This window comes from Acinetobacter sp. YH12200 (assembly GCF_013418175.1).
Taxonomy (GTDB): domain Bacteria; phylum Pseudomonadota; class Gammaproteobacteria; order Pseudomonadales; family Moraxellaceae; genus Acinetobacter; species Acinetobacter pseudolwoffii.
In genome coordinates this window covers 96,445-116,126 of sequence record NZ_VPCO01000007.1, presented here as the reverse complement: position 1 = coordinate 116,126, position 19,682 = coordinate 96,445, and the positions used below count along the sequence as shown (strand labels likewise).

Genomic DNA, 19,682 nt, shown 5'->3' with positions numbered 1-19,682 from the left:
AGGTTCCTTATTCGCGAGAAAGCGCATCGACTGGATTCAGACGAGCGGCATTACGTGCCGGGATAAAGCCAAACACAATCCCAATTAGGCTTGAGCAGACAAAGGCAGCCACAATCGAAGTGGTTGAATAGGCCATCTGGAAAGTACCGCCAGCAAAGTGGGTAATTAGCTGGCCAATCCCGAGCGAGAGCAGCACCCCCAAAATACCGCCTAAAATACACACCAGCACTGCTTCAATCAGGAATTGCTGCAAAATATCACTTTGGCGTGCACCTACTGCCATACGTACCCCAATTTCCTGAGTACGTTCAGTCACGGACACCAGCATGATATTCATCACCCCGATCCCGCCGACCACCAGTGAAATCACAGCAATCGCCGAAATTAAAAGCGTCATAGTCGCTGTGGTCTGCTGAATGGTTTCACGAATACTGTCGGCATTCTGGGTAAACACGTCCTGCGCGCCATGGCGCTGTACCAACAGGTTTAAAATTGCATTTTCAGCCGCCGCACTTGGGTATTCATCCTTAATCCGCACAATGATGCTGCGAACGTTAGATTGCCCCAGCATACGACTCATCACGGTAGAATACGGCAGGTAGACATTCAGGCTGTCATTATTGCCCATCATGCCTTTTTGCGCATCAATCACCCCGATAATCCGGCTCGGGACGCTACCCAGTAAAATCACCTGACCCACCGGATTAGTACCATCCTTAAAGAAAGTGTTTTTGGTATTGGTATCAATGACAACATCTTGTGCCTGTTGCATGACGCTACTGCGGTCAAAGGGCTGACCGGACTGGAAAGTCATGCCACGCACATAGAAGAAATCTTCACTGACGCCATTGACCGTGGTTGAGGCTTCAATTTCTTTATAACGGCCGGTAACACTGCTGTTCACAGAGGGACTGACGCCATCGACATACGGTTGTTCGGCCAGCGCATCGGCATCGGCTGGAATCAGGGTTTTGGCTTGTGAAGATCTGGAATTGTCTCCGAAGCCCCGCCCCTGAAATACGGTAATGGTATTGGTGCCCAGACTGCTGATATTTTCCAGAATCTGCTTCTGTGAACCATTCCCCAAAGCCACCACTGAAACCACCGAAGCGATACCGATAATGATCCCGAGCATGGTCAGGAAAGTCCGCATGCGATGCGCATTCATGGCCAGCAAAGCCATACGGAAGGCCTCACCGAGGCGGTCAACCGCCGAACGCCATGAAGAAATCTTCTTTTGTTGATTACGGATCAGCGGCTGCTTTTCCAGATGGTCTTCGGCTTCAGGCACATTCGGCTGATCGGAAATGATATTCCCGTCTGAAATTTCAATGATTCGTGTCGCGTTTTTTGCCACATTATGATCATGCGTAACCAGAATGATGGTATGACCCTTGGCATTCAGTTCGCGCAAAATACGCATCACCTCAATACCGCTGTTCTTATCCAAGGCACCTGTCGGCTCATCGGCCAGAATCACATCACCGCCATTCATCAGCGCACGGGCAATCGATACACGTTGCTGCTGACCGCCTGACAGTTGACTCGGACGGTTCTGGGTTTTTTCGCCCAGACCCAGATCGGTCAGAATCTTGACCGCACGCGCATGCCGTTCCGATGAATCTGCACCCGCATAAATGGCAGGGACTTCGACATTGCCTGCTGCGTTTAAATCGCCGAGCAGATGATAACGCTGAAAGATAAAGCCGAAATACTCACGGCGTAACTGCGCCAGTTCATCTGCTTCCAGTTCCCGGGTTTCACGGCCTTTGACCTTGTAGCTGCCGGTGGTCGGTTTATCCAGACAACCCAGAATATTCATCAGGGTTGATTTACCCGAACCGGACTGGCCGACAATCGCCACCAGTTCACCCGGATAAATCTCCAGATTCACCCCTTTTAAAATCTGGACTGTGCCTTCACCCGCAGGGAATTCACGTACCAGATTTTTCACCTCGAGCAGAGGCTGCTGTTGTGAATTCATGCTTACATTCTCATTGGGCCACGGCTATTACCACCGCGTTTTGCTGCATCATTGGAAGTATCAGAACCATCGGCAATCACCACCTGATCACCACGTTTTAAACCTTTCAGCACTTGTGCAGTGGCACGGTTATTCAAACCGATCAGCACAGGGGTTGGTTTTGCAGTACCATCGGCTTGCAAGACACGAACCATGGCACGTTGCGCTTTGCCTTGTTCAATCAGCGCAATTTCAGCGTCAGACAGATTTAGGCGGGCAGGGCGTTCAGCGGCAGGACGATTGCCTTGAGACGATTCAGTTTCAGGACGTGCTGCTGGATTAGCTTCGCTACGGGAACCTTCTCCGCGAGAACCTTCACCCCGATTGGCACGTGCCGGACGATTTGAGCTCTGAATCGCAGCGGCTGGAATGGTCAGCACATTTTTAGCTTCATCCAGCACGATATAAACTTGCGCCGTCATATCAATACGCAGTTTGCCGTCTTCATTTGGCACATCAAATAAAGCGTTGTAATACACCGCAGAACTTGACGATGAACCAGATGTATTTGAATCGGTATTAATCGAATTGGGTGCAGGTTCAACCTGACGCAGTTTGGCGTAAATCTTTTTCTCGTTATTGCCCAGTGTGGTGAAATAAACGGTTTGGCCTTCTTCCACTTTCATCACATCTGCTTCAGAAATTTCAGCTTTGATGGTCATGGTGTCGAGCTTGGCCAGTTTCACAATGGTCGGTGCACTTTGATTGGCATTCACGGTTTGACCTTCTTCGGTCACAATCGCCACAATCGTGCCATCCATCGGTGCCACAATCTGGGTATAACCCAAGTCTTCTTTGGCAGTTGCCAAGGTCAGGCGCGACTGTTCGATCTGTGCATTGATTGCCGTGATATCGGCCTGAGCCGTTTTATAACTGGCAAATGCAGATTCCAGCTCTGAACGGGAAGTTGCATCCTGTGCATACATGGCTTTCTGACGATTGTATTCAGCTTCAACTTTGGCCAGATTCGCCTGTCTCACTGCAAGCTGTGCCATCTGGTTTTTAATGCTGGCTTCAGCAGTTTTTAAATCATTTTCCTGACGAACAGAATCAATTCGTGCAATCAGCTGACCCTGTTTAACCTGATCACCGAGTTCCACATACATTTGTCTCACCTGGCCAGAAACCTGGGCACCTACGCTGACCATTTTGGTGGCTTCTAAAATACCGGTCGCCAGTACAGAACTTTCAATATCACCCTGCGTTACTTCAGCAGTAATATACTGTGGCGGCTGTTCTTTAGGTTTGAGGAAATACCACCCCGCAGCGATTAACACAATGGCAATCACGGCGGCCATAATCAGTTTCGTCGGTTTTATTTTTGGCATATTGAGTACGAATTCGGATCAAAGATAGGGATTGATTATAAAAGCGAAATTGGGATAAATCGTGAATTTTTTGAATTATAATGAGAATTATTTTCTATTGGCTGATTTCTGAAAATATCGTCCATACAGACCATTTTAAAATGCTCCATGAATTGCTTGTTCTGACATTCATAACAAGACTTTGACCCTCTATAGATAACATCGATCCTGTTTAAAAGATCATCAGCTGACTCTTAAATAAAATATTACTGTCCCCAACAGTATTTTTTCAATCAAAGCGCTGCACAAATAAAATCGAGTGTGAATCAATAAAGACATAAGACCAAACATACTAGATTTGTTGTGTGATATTTGTTTTAAGGCTGTTTCTGGCTTAATTTTCCTCCCTCTAGTCCAGAGAGCAAAAACCAGTTGAAAATTAAGTAGAAAAAAAAATTAAAAACCCATGTTTTATATATGGATTTAAATAAATAAAGCTTGTAAGATTTAATTCCATAAAAAAATTATGGTTTTACCACTTAACAAGAAAACGCACATTTATTGTGCAAAAATAATACAACTTTGCTCGCAACATTGATGAGGGTTTAACGATGGAATGGAATGAAAGCTATAATATTGGAATCGACGTAATCGATAATCAGCACCGTCAAATTTTAGATTATATCAATGCTTTGGAGCAGGTAAAAAGCACAGGAGATCGCGATCGAATCAAAGAGGTCTTGGAGGATTTAATCGATTATACCCAGTCACATTTCAGCTTTGAAGAAAACCTGCTGGAACAGGTCAGTTATCAATACCTAGCTTCGCATCGCGGTATACATGAATTATTTGTGAAACGACTCAATGATTATCGTCTCAAGTTCGAGAAGGGAGAATCGATTGAAAATGATTTATATCGTTTATTGTCCAAATGGCTGATCAATCATATTCAACATGATGATCAGGACTATGTCGATGCAGTGCGCGATAATATGTTGAGTTATTTACGTGCTCAGGAAAGCAAAAAAGGCAAGGGCTGGTTTGCACGTTTCTTTGGTTAAGCACTCGGCGCTAAAAATAAGCGTTGACCGCACATTTCAGCAATGGCCTGTAAGATGAGATGTTCAGGGTTCTCTTTGGACATCCCTTTAATGGCCGCATCAATACGGATTAACAGCTGGGGCCAGCTCAAAAAGCGTTGTGGGCTGAGACGGCGTAAAGCTTGCTGATATAGCCCGACTTTGGTTTTCCAGATTCCAATTTGCAAGGCATTTTGCGGCTGTTCAAACAGTTGCATCAACAGACGCATTTCCTTGCTTAGGCTCCATAAGATCAGGCTCATCGGTTCACCTGAAGCGACCAGATACTGGAAAATCTTGATCGATTGCGAGAGATTGCCTTGCAGCAGGGCATCACTCAAATCATAGGTGCTATAGCGTGATTGATCCTGTAAGCAGGCATATAAATGATCAATCTGAATCACATCAACTTCCGCAAAGGTGTCACTGACCCGCATCAGGCTGTTTTTGGCTGCCAGCAAGTTGTGCTCATGATGCTGTTCCAGCCATTGCCAGGCATCATGGGCCAGTTTAATCCCCAGTTTATCTGCTTCAACTGCCAAAATTTGCTGACGATCGCGTGGATAATTTGCAGTAAGCGCAACGCAGACACCATTGGCCTCAACCGTCTGGAAGAAGCTGGATTTGAGGCTGCTCGCATCTTGCTTGGGCATAACGACCAATAGCAGATTATCACTGTCTTGTTGTAAATAGCTTTTCAGCAGTTTGAGGCTACTGGCATCTGGTTTGATATTGCCATGCACTTCAACTGCCAGTTGGGTTGAGAACAATGACAAACTGTTCAATGCATTAAAGACATTTTTCCACTCAGAAACTGAACTGACATCATAACGTTGACGTTCGATGTCTTTGGCTTGCCAATGTGTGCGAAAGGCATCGATCAGGTTTTGTTCTAGCAAAGGCTCTTGACCATGCAAGACCCAGGCACCGCGAGCTTCATCGACACGTTTTAGGGCTTGCAGATAGTCAAGTTTCATAAGGCGTTCTTATTGAGCAGGTTGCGCTGGGGTATTTTGTTTGGCCAAGGGGAGGCGGTTCGATGAAATCTGACGCGCGATCTGCTGTGCCACATCATCAATAATCACCTGATTCAAAAACTTTTGTTCCTGGTCATCAGTGTTGACTGTTTCAATGTCATATTGATAAGTACGCGTTGCCACCACAGCGCGTGGTTCGGTCACCGGATTACCTTGCGCATCTTCAATGCGGAAGGTTACATTTAAACGCAGCAAGGTTTCTACCAGCTTGCCGTTTAATTCTAAGCGGCGCGGCGTGTAATCGAGAACACGCAATACATAAGCATTAGGTGCATTACTTAGCTGTACGCCTGCAGCACCGAGGTAAACTGCCAGTTTTTCTTGCAGTTCTTCAGTATTGGGCGGTAAAGACAGGCTCATGACAGAGTAAGCAACAGGTGCGGAGCTCGGATTGGTTCCTTTCAGATGAAAACCACAGCCGACTAAGCCTGCACTCAGACCACAAGTTAAAACAATTGCTGCTAAACGTTTGCCCAAATGCATGTGTTGCCCTCTATGCTTCCCGAAGGGGAATATTTGAAATCCTGAACTGGATTGTAAAGTCAAAGCCCGTTGGCTGGCAACGGGCTTTGTGTTTTTTAAGCCTCCCTTTGGCAAAGGGAAGTTTGGAGGGATTATTTCTTAAAGTCCTTCTCCTGAGTGAGGTTTTAAAGCAGCGCTTTTAAAACTGAACGCAAGTGAGGGTTAGGGAGAGGTGAATTATTCGCCCTCATCCCCTTGCAGAATTGTTTAAAGCAGTGCTTAAACAATTCCTCAGGATTTAAACCACCAAGTTCACCAACTTATTTGGAACAACAATTTCTTTCTTGGTTGGACCAGTCAAGAATTGCTGAACTTCAGGCAATGCTTTGGCTTGAGCCAAGATGTCATCTTTAGAAGCATCTACAGATACTTCAAGCTTGCCACGAAGTTTACCGTTGACTTGAACCACGATGGTTTGCGTATTACGTGTCAGCGCAGATTCATCTACTGCAGGGAATAAAGTTGAATTCAATTCAATCCCAAATTCAGCCAATAAAGTCTGGCTTAAATGCGGTGCAAATGGTGCAAGTAAAGTTAATAGCGTTGTAATCGACTCACGTGCAACAGCAACGTCATTGTCATCTTGGGCTTCAAACTTGTTGTTCGCGTTTAGAAGTTCCATCAATGCAGCAATTGCAGTGTTAAATGCATGACGACGTTCGATGTCATCACCGACTTTTTGGATGGTTTCATGAGTTTTACGACGTAGGTCTTGTGCAGCCGTAGACAGTGCCGCTTTGTCGATGTTTGATGCACCGTTACCTTTTTCAAGGAAGCCTGTTGCTAAACGCCATACACGTTTCAGGAAGCGGTTTGCACCCTCAACACCGGCGTCAGACCATTCTAGTGATTGATCTGGTGGAGCTGCAAACATCATGAACACACGTGCCGTATCTGCGCCGTACTGGTCAATAATTGATTGCGGGTCGATACCGTTATTTTTCGATTTCGACATTTTTTCCTGACCACCAACAATTACGTCCTGACCATCACCTTGGTATTTCGCAGACAGAATACGCCCTTTTTCATCACGTTCGAGGTCGATATCTGCAGGGTTAAACCAGGTTTTCTTGCCTGATTCAGCTTCACGGTAATAAGTATCTGCCAAAACCATACCTTGAGTTAACAGGTTGGTAAATGGTTCATTACCTTGTACTACACCTTCATCACGCATCAATTTGTGGAAGAAGCGTGCATAAAGTAAGTGCAGAATCGCGTGTTCAACACCACCGATGTATTGATTTACTGGAAGCCATGTTTGAGCAGCTTCAGGTTTAACTAAACCATTAGTAAAATCAGGAGATGCATAACGTGCATAGTACCAAGATGACTCTACAAAGGTATCCAGCGTATCTGTTTCACGACGCGCATCACCACCACAGCTTGGGCAAGTGGTTTGATAAAACTCAGGCATCTTGTTCAATGGATTACCTGAACCGTCTGGAACCACGTCAGTCGGAAGTACAACAGGAAGTTGCTCTTCAGGCACCGGCACTTGACCACATGATGGACAGTTAATCATTGGAATTGGGCAACCCCAATAACGCTGACGCGATACACCCCAGTCACGTAAACGGAACTGAACTTTGGTGCTTGCAAGAGTTGTTGGTTCTAATTTCGCAAGGAACGCATCATAAGCTGCTTGAAAGTCTAAACCGTCAAATTCAGCAGAATTGACCAATTTACCCTCTTTAGAACCGTACCATTCTTGCCATTCTGTTGCAGAAAAGTCGCTATCGTCAGCGCCTTTGGCATCAATGACTTGTTTGATGCTTAAGCCATATTTATTGGCAAATTCAAAATCACGTTCGTCGTGTGCAGGTACAGCCATCACTGCGCCAGAGCCATAAGACATCAACACGTAGTTGGCAATCCAAACAGGAACTGCTTCGCCAGTGACAGGATGCTTCACAGACAGACCTGTTGCCATGCCTTTCTTTTCAGCAGTGGCAAGGTCAGCTTCAGCCACAGAACCCATACGGCATTCTTCAATAAATGCTTTAAGTTCAGCATTATTTTCCGCAGCTTTCAGCGCCATTGGATGTTCTGCTGCAACTGCAACATAAGTCACACCCATTAAGGTGTCAGCACGTGTGGTGAATACAGTAAGGCCGTCTGCGTAAATTTCAGGATTCGCTGAAGGGAAGGTAATGTCCATCCCTTGTGAACGACCAATCCAGTTACGCTGCATGGTCAGAACTTGTTGTGGCCAGCCATCTTTAAGCGTGTCCAGGTCGTCAAGTAACTCTTGCGCATAATCGGTAATGCGGAAGTAGTACATTGGAATGTCACGTTTTTCAACCAATGCACCTGAACGCCAGCCGCGACCATTTTCAACCTGTTCGTTGGCAAGCACAGTCTGATCGACCGGATCCCAGTTTACAGTTGAAAGTTTACGGTAAATTAAGCCTTTTTTATAAAGCTGAACAAATAGCCATTGTTCCCAACGATAGTATTCAGGGGTACAGGTGGCAAATTCACGATCCCAATCGACAGCTAGACCCAATTTCTTTAATTGGTCACGCATGTAAGCGATATTTTCAAATGTCCATTTTGCCGGAGCAACCTGGTGTGCAATCGCTGCGTTTTCAGCAGGTAGACCGAAAGCATCCCAACCCATCGGTTGCAGGACCGTTTCACCTTTTAAGCGATGGAAACGGCTGATCACGTCACCAATCGTATAGTTACGCACATGACCCATATGCAGTTTGCCACTTGGGTAAGGGAACATCGAGAGAATATAACGACGTGGACCTTCTACTTTGTCGGCAACTTTAAAGGCTTTGCGAGATTCCCAATCCTGTTGGACTTGAGGCTCGATCGCACTGGCTTGATATTCGGAATCAATGTGAGTAGTCATAAACGTATCAGTGAATTACGGTGAAAAAAGTCTGTTGCACAGCATAGCGCAAAATGCACCTAAAAGTGAATTTTGCGCAGGCATTTCCCTAAGAAAAAATGATCAGTTCCATAGTGGAGGTCGCTTATAAAGCCACTGCGCGATTTTTCGATTGTTCTAAGGCTTCGTTGGCTTCACGTTGCTGCTGATCCTGATTCGCAGGAATTTGAGGCTGTTGCAGTTGTTCTTGAGTACTATTTTCTGTTTGCACTTCAGTTTCATTCGTTCTAGGCGGTGTCGGTGCCGAGTTTTTCCAGCCATAGGTATCGACAGTTGTGGCTTTTTTCGCTGTTTTCGGGGGCGGTGTTTTTGTATAGTGCGTGGTGCCCTTGGCATCGACCCATTTATAATACTGGATTGCTGAAGCACTACTGCTACAAATGCCCAGAGAAATTGCACAACTCAGACTTAAGGCAGTTAAAAAAGATATTTTCATTGTTTTTGAGCCTCTGTGTTCTAGCCATAAAATACTACAAAACATTGTAGTGATTTTCACAGTAAAAATAATGAATTTTTATCCGCTCTATTCATGATCACGGATCGAACAGCTTCTGCATCTCGTTTGTAGAAGTGGTGAGCAAATTTTCAGACACAAAATTTATTGATAAACAACTTCACTGGATTTATTAAAAATTCATTCATTTTTTTTATATAAGACATACTAAAAATTTATAAAATTAAATATATAAGTTTATGAATTTTATTGGATTAAATATTATTAGATTAATTCTTTATTACTGTCCTTGCTCTAGATTGCTGTTAAAAACAGCAAATCAGGTATTTTAAAGCGCATATTGCCTGTTTTTTAAACTTGACTTTAAAGCCTGAAAACACAAGAATGCTGCAATAGTTTTATATGCCTTAATCGATCACCCTTCGACTAAGTGTCATTTCATGCAGTGGGCGATTTCTCTAGCCGAGAAATTGAACAAAGCTAAGCAAAATATGTTTATCCCAACATGTTTTAGGTCTTGTATTGCTCGAACAGCCAAGAGATCAGATTTTTTTCCTATTGCTATGAAAACTATGAAATTTGTGTGCTATAACAGTGCAGACAGTTAACAAATGAAACACTGCAAATGCCTCCCATTTGTGCAGTGTCATAATATTAGGGTGAATCACGTTGGAACTTCTATCTGGTGGTGAAATGCTTGTTCGCGCATTAGCGGACGAAGGCGTTGAACATGTTTTTGGATACCCAGGCGGCGCAGTTCTTCATATTTATGATGCGCTATTTCAACAAGACAAAATCAATCATTACCTCGTACGTCACGAACAAGCTGCCGGTCACATGGCGGATGCTTACTCACGCGTCACAGGTAAGACCGGTGTGGTGCTGGTGACCTCAGGTCCGGGTGCAACCAATACGGTAACGCCAATTGCAACGGCCTATATGGACTCAATCCCGATGGTGATTTTGTCAGGTCAGGTTGCGAGTCATCTGATTGGTGAAGATGCATTCCAGGAAACCGATATGATCGGCATTTCACGTCCAATCGTGAAGCATAGTTTCCAGGTGCGTCATGCCAGCGAAATTCCTGCAATCATCAAAAAAGCATTCTATATCGCGTCATCTGGTCGTCCAGGCCCTGTCGTAATTGATATTCCTAAAGATGCGACCAATCCTGCAGAAAAATTTGCTTACGAATACCCGGAAAAAGTGAAGATGCGTTCGTATCAGCCACCGTTTCGTGGTCACTCAGGTCAAATTCGTAAAGCGATTGAAGAATTAGTCAATGCTAAGCGCCCAGTAATTTATTCGGGTGGTGGTGTGGTTCAAGGCAATGCATCTGCACAATTGACAGAGCTTGCGCATCTATTGGGCTATCCGGTAACCAATACCTTAATGGGCTTGGGCGCATTCCCGGGTGATGATGAACAGTTCATCGGTATGCTCGGTATGCACGGTACTTATGAAGCCAACATGACCATGCACAATGCAGATGTGATTCTGTGTGTAGGCGCGCGCTTCGATGACCGTGTCACCAACAATCCGGCAAAATTCTGTCCGAATGCCAAAGTGATTCATATTGACATCGACCCGGCGACGATTTCAAAAACCATTATGGCGCACATTCCAATTGTCGGTGCGGTAGAGCCGGTATTGACTGAAATGTTGAACCAGTTGAAACAGCTCAATGTTTCCAAGCCAAATCCTGAAGTGATTGCGGCATGGTGGTCTCAGATTAATGAATGGCGCAAAGTGCATGGCGGTCGTTATGCAGCAGGTGTTGATGGTGTGATGAAGCCACAACAAGTGGTTCAGGTATTGGATAAAGTGACCAATGGCGAAGCGATCATTACTTCGGACGTAGGCCAGCATCAAATGTTTGGTGCGATGTATTACAAATACAAGCGTCCGCGTCAATGGATCAACTCAGGTGGCCTAGGCACCATGGGTGTAGGTTTGCCTTATGCGATGGCTGCGAAGCTTGCCTTCCCGGATCAACAGGTGGTGTGTATTACGGGTGAAGCGTCGATTCAGATGTGTATCCAAGAGCTTTCGACCTGTAAGCAATATGGCTTGAACGTAAAAATCTTGTGCCTGAATAACCGTGCTTTAGGTATGGTGAAACAATGGCAGGACATGAATTACGAAGGTCGTCATTCTAGCTCTTATGTAGAGTCACTGCCTGACTTTGCCAAGTTGATGGAAGCGTATGGTCACGTCGGTATTCAGATTGATCATGCCGATGAGCTTGAGTCGAAACTTGCAGAAGCGATGGCAATTAACGACAAGTGCGTATTTATTAACGTCATGGTTGATCGTACTGAGCATGTTTATCCGATGTTGATTGCAGGTCAATCGATGCAAGATATGTGGTTAGCAAAAGGGGAGCGCACAGCATGAGACATATCATCTCTGTACTTGTTGAAAATGAAGCAGGTGCGCTTTCCCGTTTAGTGGGCTTATTCTCACAGCGTGGCTACAACATCGAAACATTAAACGTTGCGCCAACTGAAGATCCAACACTTTCTCGTTTGACTTTGACCACTTATGGCGATGATCACAAGATTGAGCAAATCACCAAGCAACTCAACAAGCTTGTTGAAGTGGTGAAAGTGGTTGACCTGTCTGAAGGTGCTCACATTGAGCGTGAATTGATGCTGATCAAAGTCAAAGCATTGGGTTCATCTCGCGACGAAATTAAGCGTACCGCAGATATTTTCCGTGGTCAGATTGTCGATGTAACACCAACGACTTATACCATTCAAATCGCAGGTACGACTGAAAAAGTTGATGCGTTTATTGATGCACTTGCAGAACACACCATTTTAGAAGTGGTGCGTTCAGGCGTTTCAGGTATTGCGCGCGGCGAAAAAGTTTTAACCATCTAATTTAAATATTTCCTCATCCTAATAAGAAGGGGGTATCAGGCAATGTAAATACAAGGGTCATTGCCTGATTTAACGGACAAACAAGCATTAAGCGGAGACAGCAATGCAAATTTTTTACGATAAAGACACTGACTTATCTATCATCCAATCTAAGAAAGTAGCGATCATTGGTTACGGTTCACAAGGTCACGCGCATGCGCTTAACCTGAAAGATTCTGGCGTTGATGTCACTGTAGGTTTACGTGCGAACTCTACTTCTTGGAAAAAAGCTGAAAATTCAGGTCTTAAAGTTGCTGAAGTTGCTGCTGCTGTAGCGCAAGCGGATGTAGTCATGATCTTGACGCCAGACGAATTCCAATCTCAACTTTATCGTGACGAGATTGAGCCAAACATCAAGCAAGGTGCTACTTTAGCGTTTGCTCACGGTTTCTCGATTCTTTACAACCAAGTTGTTCCACGTGCTGACCTTGACGTAATCATGGTTGCGCCTAAAGCACCTGGTCACACAGTACGTTCTGAATACCAGCGTGGTTCAGGTGTTCCTGACTTAATCGCAATTCACCAGGATGCATCTGGTAACGCGCGTAACGTTGCACTTTCTTATGCTTCAGGCGTAGGTGGCGGCCGTACTGGTATTATCGAAACTTCATTCCGTGAAGAAACTGAAACTGACCTTTTCGGTGAGCAAGCAGTTCTTTGTGGTGGTGCAGTTGAACTGGTTAAAATGGGCTTCGAAACTTTGGTTGAAGCTGGTTATGCGCCTGAAATGGCGTACTTCGAATGTCTACACGAGCTTAAATTGATCGTTGACTTGATGTTCGAAGGCGGTATCGCGGATATGAACTACTCAGTATCGAACAACGCTGAATATGGTGAATATGTAACGGGTACTGAAGTAATTAACGAGCAGTCTCGTGAAGCGATGCGTAATGCACTTAAACGTATTCAATCTGGCGAATACGCGAAGATGTTCATTCAAGAAGGTGCTTTAAACTACCCTTCAATGACTGCACGTCGTCGTCAAAACGCTGCTCACGGTATTGAAGTAACTGGTAACAAACTTCGTGCGATGATGCCTTGGATTCAAGCAAATAAAATTGTTGATAAAGAGAAAAACTAATTTCTCGAATCAATTGATTTGAATGCGAAGACCCACTCATTTTGAGTGGGTTTTTTATTTTTGGTGTTACGTGCCTCAAAAGATGTAAGCAGTGCTTACATCTTTTTCGTACCTTGGATTCAAGCAAACAAAATCGTAGACAAAGAAAAGAACTAAGTTCTAATGTCTAAGTCAAAAAGCCCCTGTTTTTAACAGGGGCTTTTTTTGTGTGATAATGAAGTTAGTATTAACGTTACGTGCCTCAATAAGAATAAAGCAGTGCTTTATTTTTTTCGTACCGTGGATTCAAGTAAACAAAATCGTTGATAAGGAAAAGAATTAATACTTCTTTTGGTTGAATTTTATGCTATAAAGACCTCGTTATTATGGGATTTTTTATTGGAAAATGCATGAAAGTTAAATGCTTAGGATTTGAGATTAGTACAGAAAAGAATCTAATAAATATTAATGATTTTATTGAGAGCAATTTAGTTTTTTGAGATAAAAGATATTTTTAAGCGTGATGTATTTATTGATTGTAATGACCCTAATTACTACAAAGGATTAATTCTAACTATTAAAGATCAAAAAGCTTTTACAGCCAAAATGATATTCAATTCAGAAGGCTTATTTTGGGTTGCATAGCACCCATTATTAAGTTTTTGCTACTTCATCAAACAGTCACACAGAACACCTATGCTTTGCTTAAAACATAAATAAGTAAGATAGGTGCGACATGAATCAGCCCTACAGCCAAGCCTTAACAAAACAACAAGCACTCCTTGATGGCTTTCAATTTGACTTAAAACAGCAACGTCTGAAAAGTCCTCAAAAATCATCTGCGCTTGCAGATTTGGTACGCCCCCGCTTAAAAATTGCCATAGTGACCGAAACATGGCCACCTGAAATTAATGGGGTAGCAAATTCATTGTTACAACTCTGCAAAGGGCTGAAAAAACAGGGGCATAAAATTTTATTGATTCGACCCGAGCAAAAAGGCATCTGTGCTGAATTTCAACCCTATCGGGAATGTTTGGTTAAAGCACAGCGTATTCCCAAATATTCAGGCTTACAGTTCGGTTGGCCACAGTTTCTAAAGGTTCGCCATGCGGTAGAAGCCTTTGCACCCGATGTAGTGCATATCGTCACAGAAGGCCCATTAGGGCTTGCCGCGCAGCAAACTGCAAGATTCCTTGAAATTCCTGTATCGAGCGGTTTTCATTCACCATTTCAGGAATTTAGCCGTTTCTTTGATTTGGCATTTTTGGTTAAACCTATTCAGCATTATCTCAAATGGTTTCATAATCATACCGCAATTACCTGTGTACCGAGTCGTGAGACTGCCGAAGCACTCCGCAAATTTGGAGTGACGTGTCCACTGGTTGTGGTGGGACGAGGGGTAGATACACAAGCCTTTTCACCTAAATGGCGTTCTGATTCCCTACGCCAGAGCTGGGGAGCTTCCAAAGAGACCCGTGTCATGTTGTATGTCGGGCGTTTATCGCCTGAAAAAGAAATACCAGTGGTGATTCAGGCATATTTCACATTGCGTCATATGCATTGTCAGGATGTGCGTCTGGTGGTGGTCGGAGATGGTCCAGACCGACAGTGCTTAGAGCAGTTGAATCATGATGCTTCGATTGTGTTTACCGGGAGTTTGCGTGGTCAACAGCTTGCTGAAGCCTATGCCAGTGCCGATGTGTTTTGCTTTGCGAGTCAGGTTGAAACCTTTGGCAATGTGGTATTGGAGGCGATGGCCAGTGGACTGCCGGTTATTGCTTATGATTATGCTTGTGCACATTTACATGTACAACACGACCGAACAGGCTGGCTCAGCTCACTGGGTCTGCAAGAAGATTTAACAGCCAATATCTTAAAGTTACCAGATTATCACACACTTAGAAGAATGGGTGTGTATGCTTCACACTGTGCACAGAAGGTCGGATGGCAACATCCTGTAGAGCAGTTTGAACAGGTTCTGTACTCAATCACAAGGCAAAATAAATGACCTAATTAAAACAAGAGCGGGAGCAACATGATGAAAATCCACAATGCCAAACTCAAATTTTTAGAAATAGATTTAAAAGGCTGTGTCTACCTCAATCATCTCTCCCACTCAAATCGAATCGCTGCTTTTTTTAAAATCATTAGCCGTTTGGGGGATGGCGTGTTTTGGTATGTGATGTGTTTTGCTGCATGGGGACTTCGTGGCTTGGAGTATGGGCTACAGATGCTCTATATCATTTTGGGTGGAACGTTCGGTACGCTGATTTATAAAATTCTCAAAACAAAAACTGTACGTCCAAGACCTTATCAGGTGCACCAAGTGATTCGACTGGGTGAGCGGCCACTTGATCATTTTAGTTTTCCGTCTGGACATACCTTGCATGCGGTAATGGCAACCACGGTCTTGGGTTATGTTGCACCGCTATTATTGCTGTTGATGCTCCCTTTTACGCTGCTGGTGGCTTTATCGCGCATGATTCTGGGATTGCATTATCCAAGTGATGTCGCGGTTGGGGCAATGATCGGAGGCATGATGGCCGTGGTCATTGTGCTGAGCGCACCTTATCTCAATATTATGTTGTAAAAATAAGTGAAAACTGAGGCGAAAGCTCGCAGATTTTTATAAATTTGCTAAAGTACAGCATTAAAGCAAATATGGTGAGAAATAGAGATGGGTTTACGTTGGACTGATACCCTCGATATCGCGATTGAACTCTACGAAGCGCATCCAGATGTGGATCCGCAGTGGATTCGTTTTACTGATTTACACGCCTGGGTATGTGCCTTGCCTGAGTTTGCAGATGACCCGACTAAATCCACAGAAGGTCTGCTGGAAGCGATTCAAATGGCATGGATTGACGAAGCGCGTTAAGTGCCCGATTGAAAAAAGCATATTTTTACAGTGTAAAAGCAGAAAAGTGCGCATTATCTCGGTATAATGCGCCAAATTTTCATGTCAACAATTGACTTAAGGAGCCTATCATGGCTATCGAACGTACTTTATCTATCGTAAAACCAGACGCAGTTGCTAAAAACCACATCGGCGACATCTTTGCTCGTTTCGAGAAAGCTGGTCTTCAAATCGTTGCAACTAAAATGAAACACTTGACTCAAGCTGAAGCTGAAGGCTTCTACGCTGAGCACAAAGAACGTGGTTTCTTTGCTGACCTCGTTGCTTTCATGACTTCTGGTCCAGTGGTTGTTTCAGTTCTTGAAGGCGAAAACGCTGTTCTTGCTCACCGTGATATCCTTGGCGCGACGAATCCTAAAGAAGCTGCTCCTGGTACAATCCGTGCAGATTTCGCTGTAAGCATCGACGAAAATGCTGCTCACGGTTCTGACTCTGTAGCATCAGCTGACCGTGAAGTTAACTACTTCTTCGCTCAAACTGAGATTGCTCCACGTACTCGTTAATTCGCAGTATTCAAACCAGATAAGTGTTATTATACTTATCTGGTTTTTTTATTCTTTGAATAATTCTTTGCTCACATATTGAGCTTCTCCTTTGATCTTTAGGCATGGTTTAGGTAATACACATGAGTACTGAAGTCGTCGCTGTATCTGCAGTTTCAGCTGCACAGCAACCATCTCCGTCCACTCCCACACAGCAGAATGCTGTGGAAAAAGTGAACCTACTCGGCATGTCTCGTCCGCAAATGGAGAAATTCTTTGAGGATATGGGGGAGAAGAAGTTTCGTGCCGGGCAGGTAATGAAATGGATTCACCAATTTTTCGTGACCGATTTTGCCGAGATGACCAATATCTCGGGCAAACTGCGTGAAAAACTGGAACGTATTTGTGAAATTAAAGCGCCCGAAGTGGTGCATAAAAATTATTCTAAAGATGGCACCCGTAAATGGGTCTTCCGTGTCGGTGATGGTGACGGCTCTCTTGTCGAAACTGTATTGATTCCAGCAGAACATCGTAGCGGCCTACGTCGTACCTTGTGTATTTCGTCTCAAGTGGGCTGCGCACTGGACTGTTCATTCTGTTCAACCGGTAAACAGGGTTTTCAGCGCGATTTAGATCAGTCAGAAATCATTGGTCAGTTGTGGGTGGCGAACTATTCCTATATGGAAGATGTGCCTGTGGCAGATCGTGAACGTTCAGTCACGAATGTGGTCATGATGGGCATGGGCGAACCACTGCTTAACTACGATGCCGTACTTAATTCCATGCGCATTATGCTGGACGACTTTGCTTATGGCATGTCGAAACGTCGCGTGACCTTATCGACATCAGGTGTAGTGCCGAAAATTGATCAAATGGTCAAAGACATTGATGTTGCACTGGCCATTTCATTGCACGCACCAAATGACGAACTGCGTAATGAACTGGTGCCAATCAACAAGAAATATCCTTTAGAACAACTGATTGCGGCGTGTCAGCGTTATATTGCCAAAGATGGTAATGAAAGTTCACGTAAACACGTCACCATTGAATATGTGATGCTGGATGGTGTGAATGATCATCCTGAACATGCACAGCAAATGATTAAGCTGCTGAAGAACTTGCCGAGCAAGATTAATTTGATTCCATTCAACCCTTTCCCGCACGCGCCTTATGGGCGTTCAAGCCGTAACCGCATTATTTCTTTCCAAAAAACTTTGTCTGATGCCGGTTTTGTGTGTACGATTCGTCAGACACGCGGTGATGATATTGATGCGGCGTGTGGACAGCTTGTAGGTCAAGTGGCTGATCGTACCCGTCGTGCGGAACAGTGGAAAAAGAAAATTGCGCAGTCAAATGAGATTATGCGTTCACAAGGATAATAAGAGGTCGCCAGTTGAGAAATCTAACATCTAAAATTGCTTTGATTTCAACAGTATGTGTGTCTTTAGCTTTGGTTGCATGTCAAACGCCAGATTTGGGTCAGAAAGATCCTGAAAAAGCCACCAAAGTCCGTACCCAATTGGCGGCAGAATATTTAAGAACAGGTGACCTAGATGCAGCCAAACGTGCGCTGGATCAGGCACTCGAAACGACTCCGCGTGATTCGCAAGCGAATATGATGATGGGCGTGCTATTGCAACAGGAAGGTAGTCAGCTCAATCTTGAGAAAGCAGATGCTTATTTCAAGCGTGCGATTTCGGCAGATCCGAAAAATGCACAGGCACGCAACAACTATGGCACGTATTTATATCAGCTAGAACGCTATAATGATGCGATCGAGCAGTTTAACATTGCCGGTGCAACTTTAGGTTATGATCAGCGTTTCCGTGCACTGGAAAATATGGGACGTATTTACCTGAAAATGGGCGATGTGGTGAATGCTGAAAAATCATTCAAACAGGCGCTTCAGGCGAATCGCGATTCATATATATCAATGTTAGAGTTGTCAGAAATTTTTTATTTAAACCAGCAGTTCCCGGCAGCGACACAACTGTATCAACAGTTTGCGCGTGGTGTGGGACAGAAAAATCAGGGTGCCCGTGCGCTCTGGGTTGGCATTCGCACTGCGCGTGCCAGTGGTGATCAGTTGGGGATGCAGGTATTGGTGAACCAGTTACGTGCATTGTTTCCTGAAAGCCAGGAATACCAACGTTATTTGCAATTACAGTACAGTACTGAGGCCGTATGGAAGTAAATCCTAATTCACCTTCGAATCATTCGAGCGTAGCTCCAAATGCGTTAGGAAATATTCAACGTCCGGGCGAGTACTTGCGTCAGATTCGTCTCAATCAGCAACGTGATCTGGAAAATGTGGCCAAAGAGCTGAATATTCCGGTCAAAACCCTGACTGCACTTGAGCAGGATGAATATAAGTCTTTGCCTGAGGCGACTTTTATCAAAGGTTATTACCGGATCTATGCCAAACTTTTGGGTGTAGATGCGTCGACTATTATTCAGCGTTTTGATGAAATTTATACCAATGATACGGGTTTGTTGCCCAATCATGCGCTGAATAATTCCCCCATCAAAATTATGGGGAAATTGCCAGGTTCCAAGCGTGACCGTAACCGTAAATGGTTAAAGCGCATTTTTATTACGCTGGTCTTGCTGCTAATTTTGGGCGCACTGTTTGCCATGATTCAAAACTGGTCGAGCAGTAATTCGCAAAATAGCAGTGAAGTTTCTGGAGTCGGTGCTTCCAATATCGAGATTCTGAATCTGGATGCAGGCGCCGCACTGTCTGGCGACCAGCTAAAACTCGATTTTAACCGTCCGACCTCTGTGCATATCGTCGATTCAGCCGGTAACGTTTTAGCGACTGGCCGTCAGGCATCGAGTTTGCAACTCAATGGTGAAGCACCATTCCAGATTCGTCTTGATGATGCGGCAGCTGTATCACTCAGCCTGAATAATGAAAATATTTCATTGTCACCTTATACCGTAAACGGAAAAGCAGAATTCCGTTTGTCACCTTAACA

Annotated in this window: 17 protein-coding genes; 11 read left to right on the top strand and 6 right to left on the bottom strand. The window is 44.4% G+C overall.

The features are described from left to right. Positions 1 to 7: 7 nt before the first annotated feature. On the bottom strand, positions 8 to 1,984 hold the full coding sequence (locus FTU90_RS06715) for a MacB family efflux pump subunit (protein WP_005095636.1): 1,977 nt from the start codon (positions 1,982 to 1,984) through the stop codon (positions 8 to 10). A gap of 2 nt (positions 1,985 to 1,986) precedes the next feature. Then, a complete protein-coding gene (locus FTU90_RS06710; RefSeq protein WP_005095638.1) occupies positions 1,987 to 3,351 on the bottom strand; it encodes a MacA family efflux pump subunit in 1,365 nt (454 codons plus the stop codon). A 590-nt stretch (positions 3,352 to 3,941) separates the two neighbouring features. Here FTU90_RS06710 and FTU90_RS06705 point away from each other — a divergent pair. Beyond that, complete coding sequence (locus tag FTU90_RS06705) at positions 3,942 to 4,391, top strand: bacteriohemerythrin (RefSeq protein ID WP_180050979.1); 450 nt, start codon at positions 3,942 to 3,944, stop codon at positions 4,389 to 4,391. Here FTU90_RS06705 and holA read toward each other — a convergent pair. From holA to FTU90_RS06685, 4 genes are all read right to left on the bottom strand, one after another. Beyond that, positions 4,388 to 5,386 carry a DNA polymerase III subunit delta gene (gene holA / locus FTU90_RS06700; protein WP_180072079.1) on the bottom strand — a complete coding sequence of 333 codons (999 nt, stop codon included), beginning with the start codon at positions 5,384 to 5,386 and terminating at the stop codon, positions 4,388 to 4,390. The genes FTU90_RS06705 and holA overlap by 4 nt on opposite strands. Positions 5,387 to 5,395: 9 nt before the next feature. After that, complete coding sequence (locus FTU90_RS06695; RefSeq protein WP_180072078.1) at positions 5,396 to 5,929, bottom strand: hypothetical protein; 534 nt, start codon at positions 5,927 to 5,929, stop codon at positions 5,396 to 5,398. Between the two features lie 277 nt (positions 5,930 to 6,206). Beyond that, positions 6,207 to 8,828, bottom strand: coding sequence for a leucine--tRNA ligase (gene leuS, locus FTU90_RS06690; RefSeq protein WP_180072077.1), 2,622 nt, complete (start codon positions 8,826 to 8,828; stop codon positions 6,207 to 6,209). A gap of 124 nt (positions 8,829 to 8,952) precedes the next feature. Beyond that, positions 8,953 to 9,303, bottom strand: a complete 351-nt coding sequence (locus FTU90_RS06685; RefSeq protein ID WP_159138487.1) for a DUF4124 domain-containing protein — start codon at positions 9,301 to 9,303, stop codon at positions 8,953 to 8,955. A 687-nt stretch (positions 9,304 to 9,990) separates the two neighbouring features. Between FTU90_RS06685 and FTU90_RS06680 the strand changes: the two genes are divergently transcribed. The 10 genes from FTU90_RS06680 to FTU90_RS06635 all read left to right on the top strand — a co-directional run bounded on the left by FTU90_RS06680 (position 9,991) and on the right by FTU90_RS06635 (position 19,680). Then, positions 9,991 to 11,718 carry an acetolactate synthase 3 large subunit gene (locus FTU90_RS06680; RefSeq protein WP_100357515.1) on the top strand — a complete coding sequence of 576 codons (1,728 nt, stop codon included), beginning with the start codon at positions 9,991 to 9,993 and terminating at the stop codon, positions 11,716 to 11,718. Continuing rightward, a complete protein-coding gene (gene ilvN / locus FTU90_RS06675; protein WP_004813125.1) occupies positions 11,715 to 12,206 on the top strand; it encodes an acetolactate synthase small subunit in 492 nt (163 codons plus the stop codon). The genes FTU90_RS06680 and ilvN overlap by 4 nt, the downstream gene beginning before the upstream one ends. Positions 12,207 to 12,309: 103 nt before the next feature. Beyond that, positions 12,310 to 13,326 carry a ketol-acid reductoisomerase gene (gene ilvC, locus FTU90_RS06670; protein ID WP_005172704.1) on the top strand — a complete coding sequence of 339 codons (1,017 nt, stop codon included), beginning with the start codon at positions 12,310 to 12,312 and terminating at the stop codon, positions 13,324 to 13,326. A 715-nt stretch (positions 13,327 to 14,041) separates the two neighbouring features. Continuing rightward, positions 14,042 to 15,313 carry a glycosyltransferase family 1 protein gene (locus FTU90_RS06665; protein WP_180072076.1) on the top strand — a complete coding sequence of 424 codons (1,272 nt, stop codon included), beginning with the start codon at positions 14,042 to 14,044 and terminating at the stop codon, positions 15,311 to 15,313. A gap of 30 nt (positions 15,314 to 15,343) precedes the next feature. Beyond that, on the top strand, positions 15,344 to 15,895 hold the full coding sequence (locus FTU90_RS06660) for a phosphatase PAP2 family protein (protein WP_005095663.1): 552 nt from the start codon (positions 15,344 to 15,346) through the stop codon (positions 15,893 to 15,895). Between the two features lie 87 nt (positions 15,896 to 15,982). Next, the gene (gene iscX, locus FTU90_RS06655; RefSeq protein WP_005172695.1) at positions 15,983 to 16,183 is read left to right on the top strand and encodes a Fe-S cluster assembly protein IscX; all 201 of its coding nucleotides are present in this window, start codon (positions 15,983 to 15,985) and stop codon (positions 16,181 to 16,183) included. Between the two features lie 110 nt (positions 16,184 to 16,293). After that, the gene (gene ndk / locus FTU90_RS06650) at positions 16,294 to 16,725 is read left to right on the top strand and encodes a nucleoside-diphosphate kinase (RefSeq protein ID WP_004647460.1); all 432 of its coding nucleotides are present in this window, start codon (positions 16,294 to 16,296) and stop codon (positions 16,723 to 16,725) included. A gap of 122 nt (positions 16,726 to 16,847) precedes the next feature. After that, complete coding sequence (gene rlmN / locus FTU90_RS06645; RefSeq protein WP_005095669.1) at positions 16,848 to 18,083, top strand: 23S rRNA (adenine(2503)-C(2))-methyltransferase RlmN; 1,236 nt, start codon at positions 16,848 to 16,850, stop codon at positions 18,081 to 18,083. 14 nt (positions 18,084 to 18,097) lie between these two features. Continuing rightward, positions 18,098 to 18,898, top strand: a complete 801-nt coding sequence (gene pilW, locus FTU90_RS06640) for a type IV pilus biogenesis/stability protein PilW (RefSeq protein WP_005172689.1) — start codon at positions 18,098 to 18,100, stop codon at positions 18,896 to 18,898. After that, a complete protein-coding gene (locus FTU90_RS06635) occupies positions 18,889 to 19,680 on the top strand; it encodes a DUF4115 domain-containing protein (RefSeq protein WP_074384029.1) in 792 nt (263 codons plus the stop codon). Before pilW ends, FTU90_RS06635 begins: the two co-directional genes overlap by 10 nt. Positions 19,681 to 19,682 lie beyond the last annotated feature (2 nt).